The 18,575-nt window shown below is 68.5% G+C and carries 14 protein-coding genes and 3 pseudogenes; 9 read left to right on the top strand and 8 right to left on the bottom strand.

Annotated features, from left to right (window positions below; all coding sequences use genetic code 11):
* Positions 1-66: 66 nt before the first annotated feature.
* The 3 genes and pseudogenes from V6U90_RS33985 to V6U90_RS24295 all read left to right on the top strand — a co-directional run.
* Positions 67-546: pseudogene (locus V6U90_RS33985) on the top strand (Gfo/Idh/MocA family oxidoreductase); the annotation flags it as partial.
* A pseudogene (locus V6U90_RS24300) lies at positions 538-681 on the top strand (DUF993 family protein); the annotation flags it as partial. The pseudogenes V6U90_RS33985 and V6U90_RS24300, both read left to right, overlap by 9 nt.
* 417 nt (positions 682-1,098) lie before the next feature.
* Positions 1,099-2,412, top strand: a complete 1,314-nt coding sequence (locus tag V6U90_RS24295) for an MFS transporter (protein ID WP_334441014.1) — start codon at positions 1,099-1,101, stop codon at positions 2,410-2,412.
* On the opposite strand, the gene V6U90_RS24290 is transcribed toward V6U90_RS24295, so the two are convergent.
* The 8 genes from V6U90_RS24290 to V6U90_RS24255 form a co-directional block, all read right to left on the bottom strand.
* Complete coding sequence (locus tag V6U90_RS24290) at positions 2,409-4,430, bottom strand: amylo-alpha-1,6-glucosidase (RefSeq protein WP_334441010.1); 2,022 nt, start codon at positions 4,428-4,430, stop codon at positions 2,409-2,411. The genes V6U90_RS24295 and V6U90_RS24290 overlap by 4 nt on opposite strands.
* Complete coding sequence (locus V6U90_RS24285; RefSeq protein WP_334441007.1) at positions 4,427-4,801, bottom strand: SCP2 sterol-binding domain-containing protein; 375 nt, start codon at positions 4,799-4,801, stop codon at positions 4,427-4,429. Before V6U90_RS24285 ends, V6U90_RS24290 begins: the two co-directional genes overlap by 4 nt.
* A gap of 898 nt (positions 4,802-5,699) precedes the next feature.
* Complete coding sequence (locus V6U90_RS24280; protein WP_334441004.1) at positions 5,700-6,377, bottom strand: hypothetical protein; 678 nt, start codon at positions 6,375-6,377, stop codon at positions 5,700-5,702.
* A gap of 180 nt (positions 6,378-6,557) precedes the next feature.
* Positions 6,558-7,325, bottom strand: coding sequence for an IclR family transcriptional regulator (locus tag V6U90_RS24275; RefSeq protein ID WP_334441002.1), 768 nt, complete (start codon positions 7,323-7,325; stop codon positions 6,558-6,560).
* A gap of 11 nt (positions 7,326-7,336) precedes the next feature.
* Entirely contained in the window at positions 7,337-8,428 is a 1,092-nt protein-coding gene (locus tag V6U90_RS24270; protein ID WP_334441000.1) for an ABC transporter ATP-binding protein, read from the bottom strand.
* A complete protein-coding gene (locus V6U90_RS24265; RefSeq protein ID WP_334440998.1) occupies positions 8,425-10,212 on the bottom strand; it encodes an ABC transporter permease subunit in 1,788 nt (595 codons plus the stop codon). The genes V6U90_RS24270 and V6U90_RS24265 overlap by 4 nt, the downstream gene beginning before the upstream one ends.
* The gene (locus V6U90_RS24260) at positions 10,209-11,276 is read right to left on the bottom strand and encodes an ABC transporter substrate-binding protein (RefSeq protein ID WP_334440995.1); all 1,068 of its coding nucleotides are present in this window, start codon (positions 11,274-11,276) and stop codon (positions 10,209-10,211) included. The genes V6U90_RS24265 and V6U90_RS24260 overlap by 4 nt, the downstream gene beginning before the upstream one ends.
* Before the next feature lie 109 nt (positions 11,277-11,385).
* Entirely contained in the window at positions 11,386-12,504 is a 1,119-nt protein-coding gene (locus tag V6U90_RS24255; protein WP_334440993.1) for a PLP-dependent cysteine synthase family protein, read from the bottom strand.
* 133 nt (positions 12,505-12,637) lie between these two features.
* Between V6U90_RS24255 and V6U90_RS24250 the strand changes: the two genes are divergently transcribed.
* From V6U90_RS24250 to V6U90_RS24225, 6 genes and pseudogenes are all read left to right on the top strand, one after another.
* On the top strand, positions 12,638-13,024 hold the full coding sequence (locus V6U90_RS24250; RefSeq protein WP_334440990.1) for a nuclear transport factor 2 family protein: 387 nt from the start codon (positions 12,638-12,640) through the stop codon (positions 13,022-13,024).
* A 32-nt stretch (positions 13,025-13,056) separates the two neighbouring features.
* Positions 13,057-14,658, top strand: coding sequence for a phytoene desaturase family protein (locus V6U90_RS24245; RefSeq protein ID WP_334440987.1), 1,602 nt, complete (start codon positions 13,057-13,059; stop codon positions 14,656-14,658).
* Positions 14,659-14,685: 27 nt separating this feature from the next.
* Positions 14,686-15,084: a cupin domain-containing protein gene (locus V6U90_RS24240; RefSeq protein ID WP_334440984.1), complete on the top strand. Its 399-nt coding sequence runs from the start codon at positions 14,686-14,688 to the stop codon at positions 15,082-15,084.
* A complete protein-coding gene (locus tag V6U90_RS24235) occupies positions 15,081-16,559 on the top strand; it encodes an aldehyde dehydrogenase family protein (protein WP_334440981.1) in 1,479 nt (492 codons plus the stop codon). Before V6U90_RS24240 ends, V6U90_RS24235 begins: the two co-directional genes overlap by 4 nt.
* Positions 16,560-16,635: 76 nt before the next feature.
* A complete protein-coding gene (locus V6U90_RS24230) occupies positions 16,636-18,258 on the top strand; it encodes an amidohydrolase (protein ID WP_334440978.1) in 1,623 nt (540 codons plus the stop codon).
* A gap of 2 nt (positions 18,259-18,260) precedes the next feature.
* Positions 18,261-18,452, top strand: a pseudogene (locus tag V6U90_RS24225) (hypothetical protein); the annotation flags it as partial.
* Positions 18,453-18,575 lie beyond the last annotated feature (123 nt).

Below are 18,575 nucleotides of genomic sequence, written 5' to 3'. Positions count from 1 at the left end.
AGGGCGGCGTACCGCTGCGCGACGGGAGCCGGCTCTGGCCGGAACTCGTCCTGGTCGGCCGGAACCGCCCAGGTCACCACCCACATCCCGCGCCGGTGGGCCGAGGACGGTCAGCCCTACGACGCGACTGCCGACGACGCCGCGTACGCGATCTTCGAGCTGGACGGTGGCGTCGTCGCCCAGATCATCCTCCTGGGCCGTCCGGGTGAACCGGGACGAGCTGGTCGAGTTCCAGGTCGACGGCACCGAGGGCAGCGCGGTCGCCGGCCTGCGTCGCTGCCGCGTCCAGCACCGGCCGTTACCCCGAAGCCGGTCTGGAACCCGGACCTGCCGTCCACCGACGACTTCCGCGCGCAGTGGCAGGAGGTGCCGGACAACGAGGTGTTCGACAACGGCTTCAAGGCGCAGTGGGAGATGTTCCTGCGGTGCGTCGCCGAGGACCCCCCGTACACCTGGGATCTGTGGGCCGGCGCGCGGGGTGTGCAGCTGGCCGAGTTGGGCCTGCGGTCGGCGCGGGAGGGCCGGCGCGTCGAGGTGACGGAGCTGCGGGGCATGGGCCTGGACTACCCGGCCACGCGCGAGCTGGTGCGGCGCTCGGCGGCGGCCGCCCGGGCCCAGGGCGGCGCGATCTGCGCGGGCGTCGCCACCGACCAGCTGCCGGCCGGCCCGACCACGCTCGACGTGAGCGGACGCGCGGCCCGCCCGATCTCCGGTCAGGTCAGGTCTGGTCAGGACAGGCCTAGGCGGGCGGCCACGTCCGCCTTCCGCTCGGCGACCACCAGCTCGCGCCCGGCCGGCGCCACCTCGGCGGCGAAGCGGCGCAGGTCGTCGGGGCGGTCACTGCCGAGGATGAACGTGCTGACGCCCTCGGTGAGCGCGAGGCCGGACCCGTGGAATCGAGGAGGGTGCTCCAGCAGTGGGTGGATGGGCTGCTGACATCGGACGTAGCTCGTCAAACGCGCCGCTGTGGTCGGCCGGTGTGCGACCATTAATCACCAATAGATCATTAACCCGAAACGGGCCGCTAATAGATTGTGATCGGTGTTCGCGCCTGGGCGGGTGGATCCGGGTCGCTGGCGACCCGAAAGGGGTCGATCGGTGGCTGAGCAAGGGCAGGGGGATTCCCATCTGGCGCGTGTCGCCCTGACCAGCTTCATCGGTACCACGATCGAGTGGTACGACTTCATCCTCTTCGGGGTGGCCGCCGCCACGGTGTTCGATAAGTTGTTCTTCCCTGCCCTCAGTCCGACCGCCGGTGCGTTGGCCTCCTTCGCGACCTTCGGGGTCGCGTTCGTCGCCAGGCCGTTCGGCGCAGTGCTGTTCGGGCATTTCGGAGACCGGATCGGGCGAAAACCGATATTCATTCTGACGCTGCTGATCATGTGTGTCGGCACGTTGGGTACCGGGCTGCTCCCCACGTATGAGGCCATCGGCCTCTGGGCGCCGGTGTTACTGGTGGTGACCCGGTTGATGCAGGGTGTGGCTGTGGGTGGGGAATGGGGCGGCGCGGTGTTGATGGTGGTCGAACACGCGCCGCCGTCGAAGCGGGGCTTCTACGGCGCCTGGCCGCAGGCTGGTGCTTACCTGGCCCTGGCCCTGTCCAACGGGGCGTTCTATCTTGTCGGTCTGCTTCCGGAGGAGCAATTCCTGAGCTGGGGATGGCGGATCCCGTTTCTCGCCAGCGTCGTGTTGTTCTTCGTCGGGCTCTACGCCAGGCGGCATGTGCTGGAGTCCCCGGCCTCTCGGGACGTCAGGGAGTCGAGACGGCGCTTCGCCGTACCGCTGATCCAGCTTCTCCGTACGCAGAAGAGGAGTCTGATCATCGGGAGCGCGAGCCTGGGCGCGGCGAACATATCGTTCTACGTCGCGACGGTGTTCATCTTGTCGTACGGCCCCGAGACGGTGGGCATCTCCCAGAACGCGGTGCTGTCCGCAATCGTCGTCGCCGCACTCGTGGCCGTGCCACTGAACCTGCTCGGGGCGGCGATCTCGGATCGGGTGGGCCGAAAGCGCCTCATCGTCGGCGGCGCGATCTTCACGGCCGTCGTCGCCTTTCCGTTCTTCTGGCTCTTCGACACCGGGAATCCGTTCCTGGTCGGCGTGGCGCTCGTGCTGATGGTGGCGGTCAGCAGCGCGGTCACCTACGCCCCGTTGTCGAGTTTCATCGCCGAACTGTTCGACGCCCGCTTGCGGTACACCGGCGCCGCGCTCTCGTACCACCTGGCCGGGTCGGTGCTGGCGGGACCGGCACCGTTCATCGCGGCGGCGTTGTACTCGAAGGCGGGTAGTCCCTGGGTGATCGCGGTGTACATCATGGTCGGATGCGTGATCACGGTCGTCGCCCTACTGCCTGTCTGGCAGAAGTCGGAGCGCCTCGCCGATGTGGATCATCGCGGTGGTGGCCGGCGCTAGCCCGATGTTGCGCTCGCGTGGCCCCACCGTCCGGGGATGTTACGCAGCTCGATCCGGCCGATGCCGGTGGGCACTGCCGGGTCGACCAGCAGCCGGTCCCCGTCCGGCTCCAGGCCGAGGATGACGCGCAGTAGCAGGAGTGTAGTTCCGGTCGACCAGGCCTGTGGGCTGCAGGCGGTCGGGTACTCGACGGGATACCGGGTCAGTTCCCGGTCGTAGCCGGCGAATACCTCAGGCAGCCGGCCGTGGAAGAACTCCGCGGCGTCGATCATGCCCGAGGCGATGCGTCCCGCCTCGGCCCGGAAGCCGTAGCGCCACAGCCCCCAGGCGACGAACGAGTTGTCGAACGGCCAGACGGTGCCCACGTGGTAGCCGATGGGGTTGTAGCGCTCCTCATCCACGGCCAGCGTCCGTACCCCCCAGCCGGAGAACAGCCGGCGCCCGAGCAGATGCCGCGCGACCGCCTCCGCCCTGGACGGATCGACGATTCCGCTCCAGAGGAGGTGCCCCATGTTCGACGACAGCGAGTCGACCGGCCTGCCGTCGGGATCCAGGGCCAGGGCGTAGAACTCCCTGTTCTCGACCCAGAAGTCGCGGTTGAACCGCGCCCGAAGATCGGCGGCCTCCCGCTCCAGCCGGTCCGCGTATTCCGGGTCGCCCCAGAAGTCACGGGCCAACCGGGCGCCCCGGACCTTCGCGTCGTACGCGTACCCCTGGAGTTCGCAGGTCGCGCGGGGAAAATCCGGCAGGCGCCCGTCGTGGTAGGAGATCGAGTCCCAGGAGTCCTTCCAGCACTGGTTCTCCAGGCCGGTCCGCTCGTTCCGGGTCTGGTACCGGATGTAGCCGTCGCCGAGCAGGTCGCCGTACTCGTCGATCCAGTCGAGTGCGGCACGGGCCTCCGGCTCCAACAGCCCGACCAGGTGGCTGTCGCCGCTCCAGCGCTCGTACTCGTCCAGCAGGATCACGAACAGCGGCGTGGCGTCGGCGGTGCCGAAGTACGAGGTGTGTGGCTGCTCCTCGAACGCCGCCGACTCCCCGTACCGCCACTCGTGCATGATCTTGCCTGGTTCCTCGTCCCGGAAGTCATCCAGCTTGTTGCCCTGCATACTCGCCATCAGCGTCAGCGTGGTGGCGGCGAGTTCCGGCGTGAACGGCAGCGTCTGCAGGCTGGTGAGGATGCTGTCGCGGCCGAAGATGGTCATGAACCACGGCAGGCCGGCTGCGGGTACGTTGCTCGCACCGAGGATGAGCGGCGAGAGCTTGAGCGCGGCGAGGTCGACCAGGCTGCGCCGGTACGACTGTTGCAGCGACTCGTGCTGGCAGGTGAGGTCGGGCGCCCGCGCCAGCCAACTCTCCAACTCCCGGCGCATCTGCCGTTTTGTGGTCGCGGACTGGCCGTGCATGCTGGGGCGGATCTCGCGTCCGCACGTTCCCAGCGTCGCCACGTGCAGCCGGGTCACCCACTTGTCGTGCGGTTGGATGCGGACATCGAAGGTCACCCCGCGTTCGTCGAAATTGGCGGGCGCGGTCGACGAAACCACCGTCTCCCGTCGGAAGGCCTCCCGTTCGTAGCCCAGCCGCAGGCGCCCGTGCTCGAGCCGGACGTACACGCTGCCCTTCTTGTTCCTCAAGTCCTTGATCTCGAACAGGTCGGCGAAGTCGCTCTCGATCTCCAACCGGATGATGAGGTCCACCGGCTCACGGCTGTGGTTGAGTACCGTCAGTTGCTCGTCGAAGCTACCGCCGATCGAGCGCTGGCGGATGACCGACACCTTGGCGTCGACGTAGTGGGTCGGTTTGCCCGGGACCAGGAAGAAACGTGTCTCGAAATACTGCAGATCGTCGACTGACAGCGCCTGGAGGCGCTCGCCGTTGACGCTCAACTCCCACTTCGACAGGAATCGGGTGTCGAACGAGAACAGACCGGTCGGAAACTCCGGAGACGCGGCGATGTCGCCGCACCTGTCGCTGACCACGAACGTGTTGCCGTTCAGGATCCTGACCGTCTCCTCGCTCATCGCCGCAGCTCTCCGCGCCGCGCGACCGGTCGGGGATCCCGGGCTCCAGGTGGCCCGGGAAGGACCCGCTGGAAGAGGTCGAGCATGTACAGCCGGCCCACGAGCTTTATCTCGTTACGCAGCCAGGCCGCGTAGACGTTCGCCTCGCCGCGCACGATGCGCGCGAACAACGCCTCGTCGAGCCGGACGGTGCAGTCAGCGCGGCGACTTTTCCGGGACACGCTGACGTCTCCCCTCTCGATCGTCATGAGCCAGCTGGTGGTGTGCTGATCTCGTTCGAGGTCGAAGCGGATCGTGCCCGCGACCTGCTTGAGTCGGTCGTACCTGTGGTGTACGACCCCGGCGAAAAACTCCGCGATGGGATCCGCCATCGGCTCTCCCCTCTCACCCACCCCGACTAGGATCGCCTGGCGCCGGCGGAAGCCGGCCGGCATCCGAGACGTCGAATCCAGGACCGAGTGGCAGCATCGCCCCGACCAGGGTGGGTGCGCATCACCCGGGTCGGGTGACATCGGCCGGGGGCAGGGCCGACGACATTCCTTCGCCTCGGTCGCCGCGCTGACACAGACCGGGGAGCCCACCCGGCCGATCGGTGGAGCAGACCCCGCAGCCAGAGACTGCCAGGTGAGCACCGTCCCGCAGGTCCACGGAAATGGGTCCGGATCCGCCGAACAAGGCGAGAATGGGTGGGTGAGCACCACCGAGGAGCGCGGGGGCAGGGGTGGGGAAGCGTCCGGCGGCAGGTCCTGGGACGCGAACACCACCTGCGGCACGAGGTGGCGTCGCCCGGTTCCGCCGCACGCCTCCCGCTTCACCGCACCCGCGCGGACAATCCACCACCATCGGGATACCTCATACCGTCGATCTACCCCGAGCCACACACGTCACACCAGAGTCACCTCCACATCGGACGAGCCCGGCCCTTCAAGATATCTAGCCGCCCTGCCGCTTTGGCCGCCGATGTCCGGTCCACTGTGCCCCGCGTACCCGCTTCTCTGGCGGGGCCGGCCGAGCGGTACGGGCCATGGAAGGGCGGACTCCGGCGGTTCCGCCGCTGGGCCGCTGACGGCACCTGGTCCCGGCTCGATGGATGGTGCCGGCGTGGAACCGGATTTGGGACGTGGTCGGCATCGGAAAGTTCCCGAGTGTTTTCAGCGCTTCCCAGATGTCGCGCCACGCCGGTCCGAGGGCTTGGCGAATCATGTCCGTCGCGAGGCGGTTGGCGTCGTGCGGTCGTTGGGCCACATTCACCAACTCGCGACCACTGGATCACGCGTATTCCGACACCAGCGCGGCGCCAGCGGTGGTAGCCGCCTCGGCAGCGGCCAGGAGCGCGTGGATCCCGCGACCGCAGTCGTCGCCGTCCGCGGCCGGATCGATGTTCAGAACCGCGGCGAGGTAGCGCACCTCAGCGATCAGGCGGGGCGCTGAGAGCACAACGGCACCGGGAGCACTGTTGTCTCTGACTACCGGGGCAAAATCGGCCGGCGAGTAGATCACTGGTTCACCGGCATGGTGCAGGAAATGGTCGAAAGCTCCGAGTCGTTCGGTGCCGGTGATCGCCGGCGCGGCGCCGCCACGACCGCCGTTGGCGACGTACTCGGGGCCGCGGTCCCAGGTGGCAGCGACCACTGGGTCGGAGAACAACCAGTCCCCGGCCCCAGGCGGGGCTTCTCCCGACACCTCCCCGGAGACCGCCAGCTGAGCGGCCGACCACCGCAGACCGGAAATGATCTGCCCGTCCACCCGGCCGAGGTGCAACGGGGCATCATCCGGCTCCGCCCATGCCGCGAACGGGAAGCTCGCCGCCACTACCTGCGCGCCGGCCACGAGACTCTCGTAATACTCCGCTGCCTCGTCCGAGAATAGGAACGCCTCGCCGGACTGCTTCAGCATAGGTGCGCAGTCGCGTAGCCGTGATGGCCCGACCACCAGCCGCAGATCCATGGATCGAGGCTACGCCCACCACCGTTGCTGCGGCGGTAGGTCAGAGGGCACCTCCGTCAGGGCGGTGCCGTTCGCTACGCCGCGAGCACTTCCGCAAACGCAGATCCTTGACACGTTCGATCTACCCGACACCACAGCGGTCCCACCAGGATCATCTCCACATAGGACGAACCTGGCCGTTCAAGATCTGTAGCTGTTGGCCGCCGCCGCTCGCTGCAAAGCCGTCTGGATCTTTGCGACGTATTGCTCGTCCGACCGGGTCATCGGGACGACCACGGCCAGGACGCCGAGAAGGAGGTCGCCCCGGAGGACAGGCGCCGCGACCGCCCACGATTCCTCGGTCGACTCGCGGCCGCTGTAGGCCATGCCACGCTCTCGGATGACGGCGCATTCGGCCCGCAGATCGGCCAAGGTGCGTACGGCCCCGGACTCTGTCTTGAACTCGTCGGTGCCCGGCGGCAGACCGAGGTAGCTGTGCTCGGAGTTGCTGAAGGCGATAAGGGCCTTACCTGCGGCGCCCAGGTACACCGGCCCGCGTTCACCGGGGTGGCAGACCCTCCGCACGAGCCTGCCGGACTCCGCCGACTCGATGCAGACGCGGTCGTTCCCGGAACGGACGAAGAACGCCACGGTTTCGTCGAGCTCGTCTCGCAGGCTGGAGACGGCTACTCCTGCGAGCTTGCGGATACCCGACCACTGGTCGCTGGAGTACAGGAGCGCGGTCAGCTCGGGTCCGGGGACGAACTGACCGTCCTTGTCCTGTTCCAGGAAGTCAGCCATCTTCAGGGTTGCCAGGAGCCGCGATGCGGTACTCAGGCTGACACCGGCTTCGCCGGCGAGCTCGGTGAGTGTCCGGCTCCCGCGAGCGGCCGCGGAGAGCAGGTTGAGCGCACGGATCACCGACCTGACGCCACGCTGCTCGGTGGGCTCGTCGTCCAGCTCGGTCACCTGGTCCTCCTTCATCGTTCGGCCGTCGAGCCGAAGGCGTTCACATCGCGTGCCCGCCAGATCATGCCTACCGTCTCGCCGGTGCGGTAGGGGTGCTCGCCGTCATCGTGCTGCATTTGTACCCGCACCGGTCCGAACGTTTCGGAGTGGACGGTGTACATCGTGTGCGAGCCGAGGTACAGACGGTGTGTGATCTTCCCGGTGCAGTGGCTGAATTCCGGAGGTGGGGCAGCCGCGATGTCCGTCAGCGCGATCCGTTCCGGACGCACCGCGACCACAGATGCGTCGGCGGGTACGTCCCTGCCGTCGTCGATCGTCAGCAGCCCGCCGTTCTCGACGCTCAGCCGCCCCGGAGCCTCGGGACGAACCGTGAGCATGTTGTTGGTGCCGAGGAAATCCGCGACAAAGGCCGACCGGGGGTGCTCGTAGAGCTCCCGTGGCGTCCCCATCTGCTCGATCCGGCCGTGGTTCATCAAGGCGACGCGATCAGACATCGACATCGCCTCCTCCTGGTCGTGGGTGACGTAGACCATCGTCACCTTCAGCGCCTGCTGGAGCTGCCGGAGTTCGACCTGTAGACGCTGTCGCAACTTTCGGTCGAGGGCGCCCAGCGGCTCGTCCATGAGCAGAAACGCAGGGTCGAATACGACTGCCCGCGCCACCGCGATCCGCTGTTTCTGGCCGCCAGAGAGCTGGTCGGGCAGCCGGTCGGCCGCGGCGGCCATGTCGACGAGCTCGAGCACCCGGTCTACCCGGGCGGCGATGACCTCGCGCGGCTCCTTGCGCATCTCCAGCGGGAACGCGAGGTTGTCGCGGACCGACATGTGGGGGAAGAGCGCGTAGTCCTGGAAGACGACACCGATGTTGCGCTTGTCGCTGGGCACGTTCGCGATGTCGATGCCGTCGACGCGGATGGTCCCCGAGGTCGGGTCGGTGAAACCAGCAAGCATCATCAGGGTCGTGGTCTTTCCCGATCCTGACGGGCCGAGCACGGTGAAGAACTCACCAGGCTCGATCGTGAGGGTGAGGTCGTCGACGGCGAGGTGGTCGCCGTACTCCTTGCGGACGTTGTCGAAGTGGATCGCGCCATGGTTGGCGGTCATGGTTTGCTCCTCGAGATCCGGGTGAGGCGGCGGAACAGCGCATAGCCGAGCCAGATGACAGCGGCGCATGCCATGACGAAGACGGAGATCACCGCCACGGTCGGGTTGGTCTCCAGCGAGAGCGCCTCGAAGATCCGCTTGGGGAGTGTCTTGACGTGAACGCCGGAGAGGAAGATCGCGACCGCCGACTCGTCGAACGAGGTCAGGAACGCGAAGAGGCCGGCGGTCACGATGGACGGGGCGATCAGCGGCAGCACGATCCGGCGCAGCTGGACAGACCGGCTCGCACCCAGGCTGGAAGCGGCTCGTTCGTAGACCGGGTTGAGCGAGCGGAGCCCGGCGCTGACCACGCTGAACACGAACGGCAGAGCCAGCGTCACGTGGGCCAGGACGATCCCCAGTTCGGTGTCGACGAGCCCGATCCGCTCGAACTCCACGTAGAAGGCGGCAGCGGCGACCACCGTCGGGAACAGCAGCGGCAGCATCATCAGAGTCGAGGTCAGCGTTCCCCACCTGCGGACCGTTCCCCTGACGACGCCCATCGCGGCAAGCGTCCCGAGTACTCCGGCGATGACGGTCACGAAGAGCGCGATCCGGACGCTGACCGTGAGCGGATCGAGCCAACTCGCGGTGAAGAACTCCGAGTACCACTGGGTCGAGTAGCCGACCGGCGGGAAGACCAGCGCCTTGGTGGAGGCGAACGAGATCGGGATGACGATGAACTGCGGCGCCAGCACGAGGGCGCCGAGGGCGGCGGCCAGGACCGTCGGCAGGCTGCGCCTGCGGGTGACGCCGAGGCGGTCGAGTCCGCCGGCCACGCGTCCCGCGAGCCTGAGGGCGCGTCCGCCTCTACGCCTGGCGCGGGCGGAGCGGATGGCCGCAGTGCCGGATCGCCCGGCGAGTTCGGTCGTCGACATCCCGGTCAGCCGCTGGAAGGCGAGGACGATGACCAGGACCAGGACGCCGAGCACGAGAGCAGCGGCCGAGGCGAGGCCGTAGTCGCCGCTCTGCTTGATCGCACTGTGGATCAGCGAGCCGAGCATGCTGCCCTTGGAGCCGCCGAGGAGCGCGGGGATCACGAACGCGCCGATGCCGTAGACGAAGCACAGGACCGATCCCGCTTGGATGCCGGGCTTGGTCAGTGGCAGATAGACCCGGACGAACGCCTGGGCCGGCCCGGCGCCCAGGCTGGTCGCGGCGCGCATCCGCGAGTCGCCGAGCGAGCGCATCGTGGCGGCCAGTGGCAGGATCATCAGCGGCAGCAGGTAGTGGGAGAGGCTGACGACGACCGCGATCGGCGTGAAGACCATCGCGATCGGCTCCAGCCCGAACTGCTCGAGCAGCTTGTTGACCGGGCCCTGGCGCCCGAGGATCACCAGCCAGGAGAACGACCGCAGCAGGATCGAGGTCAGGTACGGCGCCATGATCGCCACGGTCAGGAAGGTGCGCAGCCACTTGCCGCCGTGCACCATCTGGTATGCGATCGGGTAACCGAAGACCAGCGCCAGGATGGTCGAGGCCGCGGAGATCAGGATCGTCCGTACGATGCTGTCGCGGTAGCCGGAGTGCCCGAGGAGCCGGGTGAAGTTCTCCAAGCCGAAGGTCGGTTCCGTCACGCTGCGCAGGCAGAGCATCGCGACCGGAAGCACGAAGACCAGGGTCACGACCAGGGCTGCGGGAACCCCGCTCAGGTCCCAGCCGTTCCGGCGGCCGCGCCGGCCCCCCGTGGTGCGGGAGGCCGGCCCGGCAAGGCCCGCGTCTGGCAGCGTCGGCGTGGTGGTCACGCGTTCTGCCAGTCCTGCCAGCGCTTGAGCACATCCGCGCCGTTCTTGGCCCACCAGTCCACGTCGATGCGGAAGGTCTCGTCGCTGGCGGTCTCCTCGGTACCGGGAAGGTCGGCGCGGGTCTTGGCGTCGAGGCCGTCGAGCACCGACTTCAGCGACGGCGTGTAACCGAGCTTGTCCATGATCGCCTTCTGGACCTCGGGCTTCAGCGAGTACTTGATCGCCTCGAAGGCGTCCGGCTGGTCCGGCGCCCCCTTGGGGATGACGAGCTGCTGAACGGAGAGGACGGCGCCCTCCCAGGTGTAGTCCAGCGGCACTGCGCCGCTCTTGGCGATGCTCTTGATCCGCGCGAGGTTCCCGTAGCCCAGTGCGATCTCGCCCTGCGAGATGGCGTTCTGCAGATCACCGTTGGACGAGAAGAAGACGGTGTCGTCGCGGATGGTGTCGAGTTTGGCGAAGGCGCGGCCCAGGTCGAGCGGGTAGAGCTGGTCGACCGGGACGCCGTCGGCGATCAGGGCACCCTCGAGGATGCCCCAGGGCAGCGCCACCATGCCGCGCTTGCCGGGGATGCGCTTTGTGTCGAACAGGTCGGCCCAGGAGTCGAGGCCACCGGGTACCTCGTCCTTGTTCCAGAACAGGTTGCGGGAGAACGTGTACCACGGCACCGAGTATTCGGTGACCGCGCTCGGGTCGGCGAAGCCGTCGAGGCCCTTGGTGTCGATCGGCTGCAGGATGTTGGCGGCCATGAACTGGGCGAGCGAGGAGTCCTCGGCGTCGATCAGGTCGATGGTCATCGAGCCGGACTCGGACATCTTCACCAGCTTGGCGACGTCGGAACCGCTGCTGTCGTAGAGGACCTTGACGTCGGTGTCCTTCGAGTACGGGTCGAAGAGCGCCGCCTTGACGGACTCCTCGTAGGTGCCGCCGAAGCCGGCGTACGTGATCGACCCCTTCTCGTCTCCGCCGCCCGAGCAGGCCGTGAGGCTGCTCAGGGCCACGACGACCGCAGCCAATGCGGCGCCGACGCGACGCCGGCCCCTGGTCACGTCGAGATTTGTTCGCATAAGGGTTCCTTCTCAGTCGGCCGGTTGGGTGAGTGAGCCACCTCGTTGCACTTCCGCAGAATGAAAGTCTGACTTCCATTGCAGATGCTGTGGCCCGAGCGGCAGCCTGTCAAGGGGTGTGGCCAGGCTTTCCTGCGATCACGCCGGCAAGTGAACCCGAACGTTCGTATTCGTCTAGTACGGCGAGGTGCGGCGCCACGTCGATGCCTTGGTCCGCGCGCCAGGACGCGTCGTAGTACGTCGAGGCGTAGCGTTCGCCGCCGTCGCAGATCAGGCTCACCACGCTACCTGGCTCGCCGTTGCGCTCTAGCTGGGCGATGAGCTGGAGGGTCGCCCACGTGCTCGTCCCGGTCGAGGGTCCGACCTGGCGGCCCAGGCGGCGTGAGGCCCACAGCATCGCCGCGACCGACGCCGCGTCCGGCACGCGGACCATCTCGTCGATCACCCCGGGCAGGAAGGACGGCTCGACCCGTGGGCGGCCGATTCCCTCGATCCGGGAGCCTCTGGCTGACTGCAGTCCACGATCGCCGAGGCGCCAGGCATCGAGGAAGACCGAATTCTCGGGATCCGGCACCAGTAGCCGGGTGGGGTGCCGCCGGTAGCGGAGGTAGCGCCCGATGGTCGCCGCCGTTCCGCCGGTCCCGGCGCTGGCGACGATCCAGGCCGGCACCGGGTGTGCCTCGCCGGACATCTGCTCGAAGATCGACTCGGCGATGTTGTTGTTGCCGCGCCAGTCGGTGGCCCGCTCGGCGTAGGTGAACTGGTCGAGGTAGTGGCCGCCCAGCTCGGCGGCGAGGCGCCGCGCCTCGTCGTACACCTGGTCCGGATGATCCACCATCTGGCAGCGCCCGCCGTGCCACTCGATGAGCTTGACCTTGGCCGGGCTGGTCGTGGTCGGGACGACGGCGATGAACGGCAGGTCCAGCAGGCGGGCGAAGTAGGCTTCGGAGACCGCGGTCGAGCCGCTGGAGGCCTCGACCACCGTCGTGGTCGGGCCGATCCAGCCGTTGCACAGCGCGTACAGGAAGAGCGAGCGGGCAAGGCGGTGCTTGAGGCTCCCGGTCGGGTGCGAGGACTCGTCCTTCAGGTAGAGGTCGATGCCGTGCCGACCGGGCAGGTCGAACGCCAGCAGGTGGGTGTCGGAACTGCGGTTGGCATCGGCCTCGACGCGGCGGATCGCCTCGTCGACCCAGGTCCGGTCGGCACGGGTCTGCTCGCGCATCGTCATTCGAGGTCTCCTTCTGGGTCTTCTTCCGACCGCTCTCGCGGATGCCGCAGCGGCGCTTGACCGGGTTCGGATTCGGGGGCATCCTATGGTACGGAAGTCAGACTTCCACTGTGCGGAACCTTGAAGGAGTCCAGTGATCAACCAACCCGTGGACCCGGCCGATGCCCGAGCGATCGAGGACGTTCTCAACCGGGTCGCCTACCTCCTTGATGCCCGTGAGTACGACCGGCTCGGAGAGGTCTTCGCGCCCGAGATCTCCTTCGACAACCCGGGCCGTCTCACCGCCAACGGGCTCGATGACGTGATCGCGGCGTTCAAGGCGATCGCGGCGCCCGCGGTCAGCCACCACATCACGAATGTGGTGGTGGATGGCGTCGACGACGACACCGCTGAGTGCGACAGCAAGGCGCTCGCCCTGAGGGCGGGAGGGGAGGTCACCGCGGCGATCTATCGCGACACCGTGACCCGCACCGGCGCGGGATGGCGCATCTCGGCTCGACGTATCAGTCCGCTCGGCTGACTCTGGCACGGCGACGGAACGAGAGGAAGCGGATGGAGCAGGCGTACGACGTGATCGTCGTCGGGACCGGACACAGCGGCCTGGTGGCCACCGGGTATCTAGCTCGGGCAGGGTTGAAGGTGCTTGCCCTGGAGCGGCGCGATGTCGTCGGTGGCACCTGCGTCACCGAGGAGATCTTCCCGGGCTACCGTGGGAGCAGCGTGGCCAACGCGAGCCACAGCCTCGATCCGCGTATCGTTCAGGAACTCGAGCTGGAAAAGCACGGGCTCCGCTTCGCGCACCCGCCGCTCGGATCCCTGACCCTCTTCGAGGACGGCCGGGCTCTGCCGGCCTGGCCGAACCGGGCCAAGCGCCGGGCGGTCATGGAGCAGTTCGCGCACGGGGCAGCGGACCTCGATGGCTTCGCCTCGGTCATCGAGTTGTACGCCTCGGTGGCCCGGCAGATGAGGGTTTCCTTCTACGACCCGCCGCCGTCGTTCGCCGAGGTGGCCGCCCGCTTCACCACCCCGCGCCAGCGCCGCGACTTCGAGTCGATCATGTTCGGTCCGGTCGCGGACATTCTCGAGGAGCGGCTCTCGTCGCCGCAACTGCAGGCGTTCTTCGCCGGCACCGCGGTCGCGACCAACTTCGTCGGCCCGCGCACGCCAGGCAGCGGTTACCTGTTGCTTCAGCGGCCGCTGTGGGAGGAGTCGCTCCGCAGCGTCGGCAGCCACGACGACAACGAGCTGATGATGCGCAACGCCGCGCCGCTGGGCGGCATCGGCGCCGTGACCGGCGCGATGGCGGAGTCCGCCCGCGCCCAGGGAGCCACGATCCTCACCGGCGCGCAGGTCGAGCGCATTCTCTGCAAGGATCAGCGGGTCGTCGGTGTCGTCCTCAGCGACGGGCGTGAGTTCCGCGCCCCCCGGGTCGTCTCCAACGCGAACCCGAAGCTGACCCTGACCAAGCTGGTCGGACCCGAGGACATCGGGGAGGACCTGTACGACCTCGCCAAGGCCGTCAGCATGAAAGGCACCTCCGCCAAGGTCCACCTCGCGCTCGACGGCACCCCACGGTTCGCCGCCGCGCGGGACGAGGAGGAGAACCGTCTCTTCCTCGGCACCAACTTCCGGATCGCGGCCAGCATCGACGTGCTCCAGAACGCCTACAACGAGGCGGTGCTCGGGCGTTGGAGCAAGCGACCCACCGTCACCGCGATGATCGACTCGGCGCACGACCCCTCGCTGACCCCACCGGGCTGCCATTTCGTGAGCATCAGCGTCCGAGGAGTTCCCTATCACCTGGCCGAGGGCACCTGGGACGAGCAGCGCGACGACCTGGGCAAGGCCGTGGTCAGCACGTTGGAGGAGCACATCCCGAACCTGTCCGGGATCCTGGCCGACGTACACGTCTACTCGCCGCTGGACCTTGAGCGCGAATTCGCCCTCGTCGAGGGCAACGGTGCCCACGGCGACATCGTGCCCGGGCACATCTTCGACTCGCGCCCCATCCCTGGCTGCGCCGACTACCGGACCCCGGTCGAGGGGCTCTACCTGACCGGCGTCGGCAACTGGCCAGGCAACTTCATGAGCGGCGTCACCGGCTACAACGCGAGCAACCGCGTGCTGACCGACATCCGCCGTACCACCGACTGAGTCGACCCCACGAACCAGAGGAGCACGATGATCATCGGACGAGGCATTCCTGCGGACCGGGTGTCGGCCATGCGGTCGGCGACCACGACCGGACAGGTCTGGTCGGACATCGTCCTGGCCGACGGCGGGACCCGCGCCCTCAACATGTTCTTCGCGCCCGGGTCGCGCACGCACTGGCACCGGCACCCGGGCGGCCAGATGCTCTACACCGTCTCCGGCGAGGGCTGGATCCAGGAGCGCGGCGGTGAGGTGGTGGTGATGCGTCCGGGCGACGTCGTCTGGACCGAGCCCGGGATCGAGCACTGGCACGGCGCCACCGCGTCCGCCCAGCTGGTGCAGTTGGTGCTCCACTTCGGCGACGTCGAGTGGACCGGAGAGGTCGACGAGGCCGAGTACGCCGCCTGCTGCGCCGAGGGCACGCAATGAGCAGCCGGCCAGCCGACCTGGTCGCACGGCTCGTGGGCAACAGTCCGGGCTCGTGGATCGACGGCACCTGGGTGACCTCCCCGGACACGTTCGAGGTCCGCGACCCGGCCACCGGGGCCACGATCTGCGCGGTCGGCGACGCCGACGCCGACCAGGCCGCTGCGGCGGTCGCTGCGGCGGCAGTCGCCCTCGACGGGTGGTCGTCGGCGACCGGCTGGCAGCGCTTCGAGATCCTCAGCCGAGCGACCGACCTGCTCGGGGAGCGGGTCGAGGCTATCGGTGAGCTCATCAGCGCGGAGACCGGCAAGCCGCTGGCCGAGGCGGTCGGCGAGGCCCGCAACACGGTCCGCTTCTTCGAGTGGTTCAGCCACGAGACGCTGCGTCTCCCCGGCGAGGCATGGTCCGACGTCGCGCCCGGACGCGACGCTCTCGTGCTGCGCGAGCCGATCGGGGTGGTCCTGGCGATCACGCCGTGGAACTTCCCGGCGTTCATGGTGGCGTGCAAGGTCGGCGCCGCGCTCGCGGCCGGCTGCACGGTCGTGCTGAAACCCGCCCCGCAGACGCCGCTCACCGCGCTGGCCATCGCACGCTGCTTCGCGGAGGCGGGTCTCCCGTCCGGTGTCCTGAACGTCGTCGTCGCCGGCGATCCGCAGCGGGTCAGCGACGCCCTGCTGGACGCCCCCGAGGTGGCGTGCATCAGCCTCACCGGTTCGCGCAAGGTGGGCGAACTCGTCATGCGCAAGGCCGCGTCGTCGATCAAGCGGGTCCTTCTCGAGCTGGGCGGCAACGCAGCCGCAGTGGTGCTACCCGACGCGGACGTCGTCCGGACCGCACGTGACCTGGTTCGGGCCCGGTTCCTCAACTCCGGGCAGGCGTGCATGGCCGCCAACCGGGTGTACGTCGTCGAGTCGAAGGCCGGCGACCTGGTCGCCGAACTCACCGCGGCGGTCGACCAGATCGTCCTCGGTGACCCGCGCGACCCGGCGACCACGATGGGCCCGCTCATCGACCACGCGGCCGTGGGACGCATCGAGGCGCAGTTGGCCGAGGCCGTGGCAGGCGGTGCGACCGTCGTCGCGGGCGGTGCCAGGACTGCCGAGAACGAGGCGAGTGCGTTCCTGGCGCCGACGCTGCTGACCGCCGAGGGAAAGAGCCAGCCCGCCGTACTCGGCGAGGAGTTCTTCGGCCCGGTGCTCAGCGTCATCCGCTGCGCCGACGTCGACGAAGCTGTCCGGTTGGCCAATGCGACCGAGTACGGCCTTGCGGCGTACGTGTTCGGCGGTGACCAAACCGCCGCGACCGCGGTCGCCCGGAAGCTCAAGGCAGGCTCGGTCGGCGTCAACACTCCGCTGGTCAGCGAGCCAGCCCTGCCGTTCGGTGGCATGCGCGGCAGTGGTCTCGGACGGGAACGGGGGCGGCTCGGCGTCGAGGAGTACCTGGAGACCAAGACCGTGCAGATGCCGGCCGTCCGCTGAAGCACTTCCTGACCCGCCACCGTCGGCCCCACCCGCGACGGCGGCTTCACCACCATGCCCAGAAAGAGGTAGAGCAGTGCCAACAGAGACAGTGTGCTTCGTCGGTGGCCGGGTCCGCGCGATGGACCGGGCCGGAACCGTCGCGGAGGCGTTTCGCGCCAAGGACGGCCGGATCGCGGCGATCGGGACGACGGAGGAGATTCTCGCGGGGGCCGGAGAGGCGCGGGTCGTCGACCTGGCCGGTGCGGTGGTGATCCCCGGACTGGTTGACTGCCACTCCCACCTGGAGCTGCTCGCCTATTCCTGGGAGCTCGCCGTCGACTGCCGCTCGTCCCGGGTATCGAGCATCGAGGAGATGGTCTCGGTGCTCGCGGAGCGCGCTGGCTCCACGACCGCCGGCGAATGGATCCTCGGTCAGGGGGAGCACTACCAGAATCTCAAGCTCGCCGAGGGGCGCTATCCCGATCGGCACGACCTGGACCGGGTCAGCACCACCCACCCGGTGATGTACCGGGCGAGCTACCACCTCAACGTCTTCAACTCGCTGGGCCTGGAGCTGCTGGGTGTCGACGACGACACCCCGAACGCGCCCGGCGGCCGGATCGAGCGCGACCCGACCACCGGCGTCGCCACCGGCCGCACCTACGACATGTTCGAGCCTCTCGGCGGCCCGCAGCCGTCGGTCCCGGATCTCGCGGCGGCGATCAAACGAGTGCAGGACCGGTACCTCGCCGTCGGCGTCACCGCCGTCGGCGACATCCCTCTGCACCACGCCGGGCTGGAAGCGATCGCCTCAGTCGCTGCCGACGGTGACCTGGTCCTGCGCGCCGCGCTGTACCCGAAGCTGGAGGCTGTGGTGTCGGCAGAGGACGTGCGCACCGGCCGTACCAAGGACCGTATCGACGCCCTCGACCCGGACCATCTCGCGATGGTCGGTTTCAAGGTCTTCCTCGACGGCGGGCTCACCGCAGGCGCGGCCGCCCTCCACGAGGACTACCCCGGCCAGCCCGGCTACCGCGGCGAGCTCGCGTTCACCGACGACGAGGTCGTCGCCCTGGTCGCCACCGCCGATGCTGCGGGACTGCAGATCGCCATGCACGCGATCGGCGACCGTGCCCTGGACCAGGCTCTCGACGGCGCGTTGGCACTGCCAGCCGAGCGGCACGGCGTCGCCCGGCACCGCATCGAGCACGCGGGGAACATGTTCATGACCAACGAACGGATCAAACGGCTGGCAGCCTCCGGAGTCGTCCCCGTTCCGCAGCCGGCCTTCATCCTGACCACCGTGGCCGGATACGTCGCGCACCTGGGCAGCGACCGGATCGGGACCGTGATGCCGTTCCGTACGCTGATCGACCACGGCTTGCCGATTCCGGGCAACTCCGACGCGATCGGCATCACCGAGGACCAGCACAACCCGTTTCCGGCGATGCAGGCCGCGGTCACCCGGCGTACCAACGACGGCGACGTGCTGGAGGCCCGGGAGGCGGTCACGATCGAGGAGTCGCTGCGGATGTACACCGAGTGGGCGGCGTTCTCGATCGGCTGGGAGGACCGGGTCGGCTCGCTCGAGGTGGGCAAGTTCGCCGACTTCGTCATCCTGACGGCGGACCCGTTGGAAACCGAGCCGACGGATCTGGCCGCCCTGACCGTCGTGCAGACCTGGGTCGGCGGAACGCTGGTCTTCGAGAGGGGCTGAGCGTGGAGGCGGCCCTCGCGGCGCAGGGTCGGCGGCTGCTGGTCGTTGACCCCGCCGAGGTCGACGATGACCTGGTCCGCGACGTCACCGAGATCCTGACGTCGCTGTGTGTCCGCCTGTACGGCCGCCGGGTGGCGGCGAACCGCGCCCGCCGCGCGGTCGATGTCGTCACCGGCCCGGACGGGTCGGTGTGAAGACGATCCAGGCGTACCGGTTCGCCCTTGATCTCACCCCGGGCGCAGGAACGCGCGGTGCTCGCCCGCGCGTTGAGGAACTGGGCTGACTCCCGGTCGGGCAAGCGAGCCGGTCGACCAGTC

It is taken from the genome of Micromonospora sp. CPCC 206060 (assembly GCF_036906895.1).
Classification (GTDB): Bacteria; Actinomycetota; Actinomycetes; order Mycobacteriales; family Micromonosporaceae; genus Micromonospora.
The sequence above is the reverse complement of the archived record's forward strand: the minus strand, read 5'-3'. Positions and strand labels throughout refer to the sequence as shown.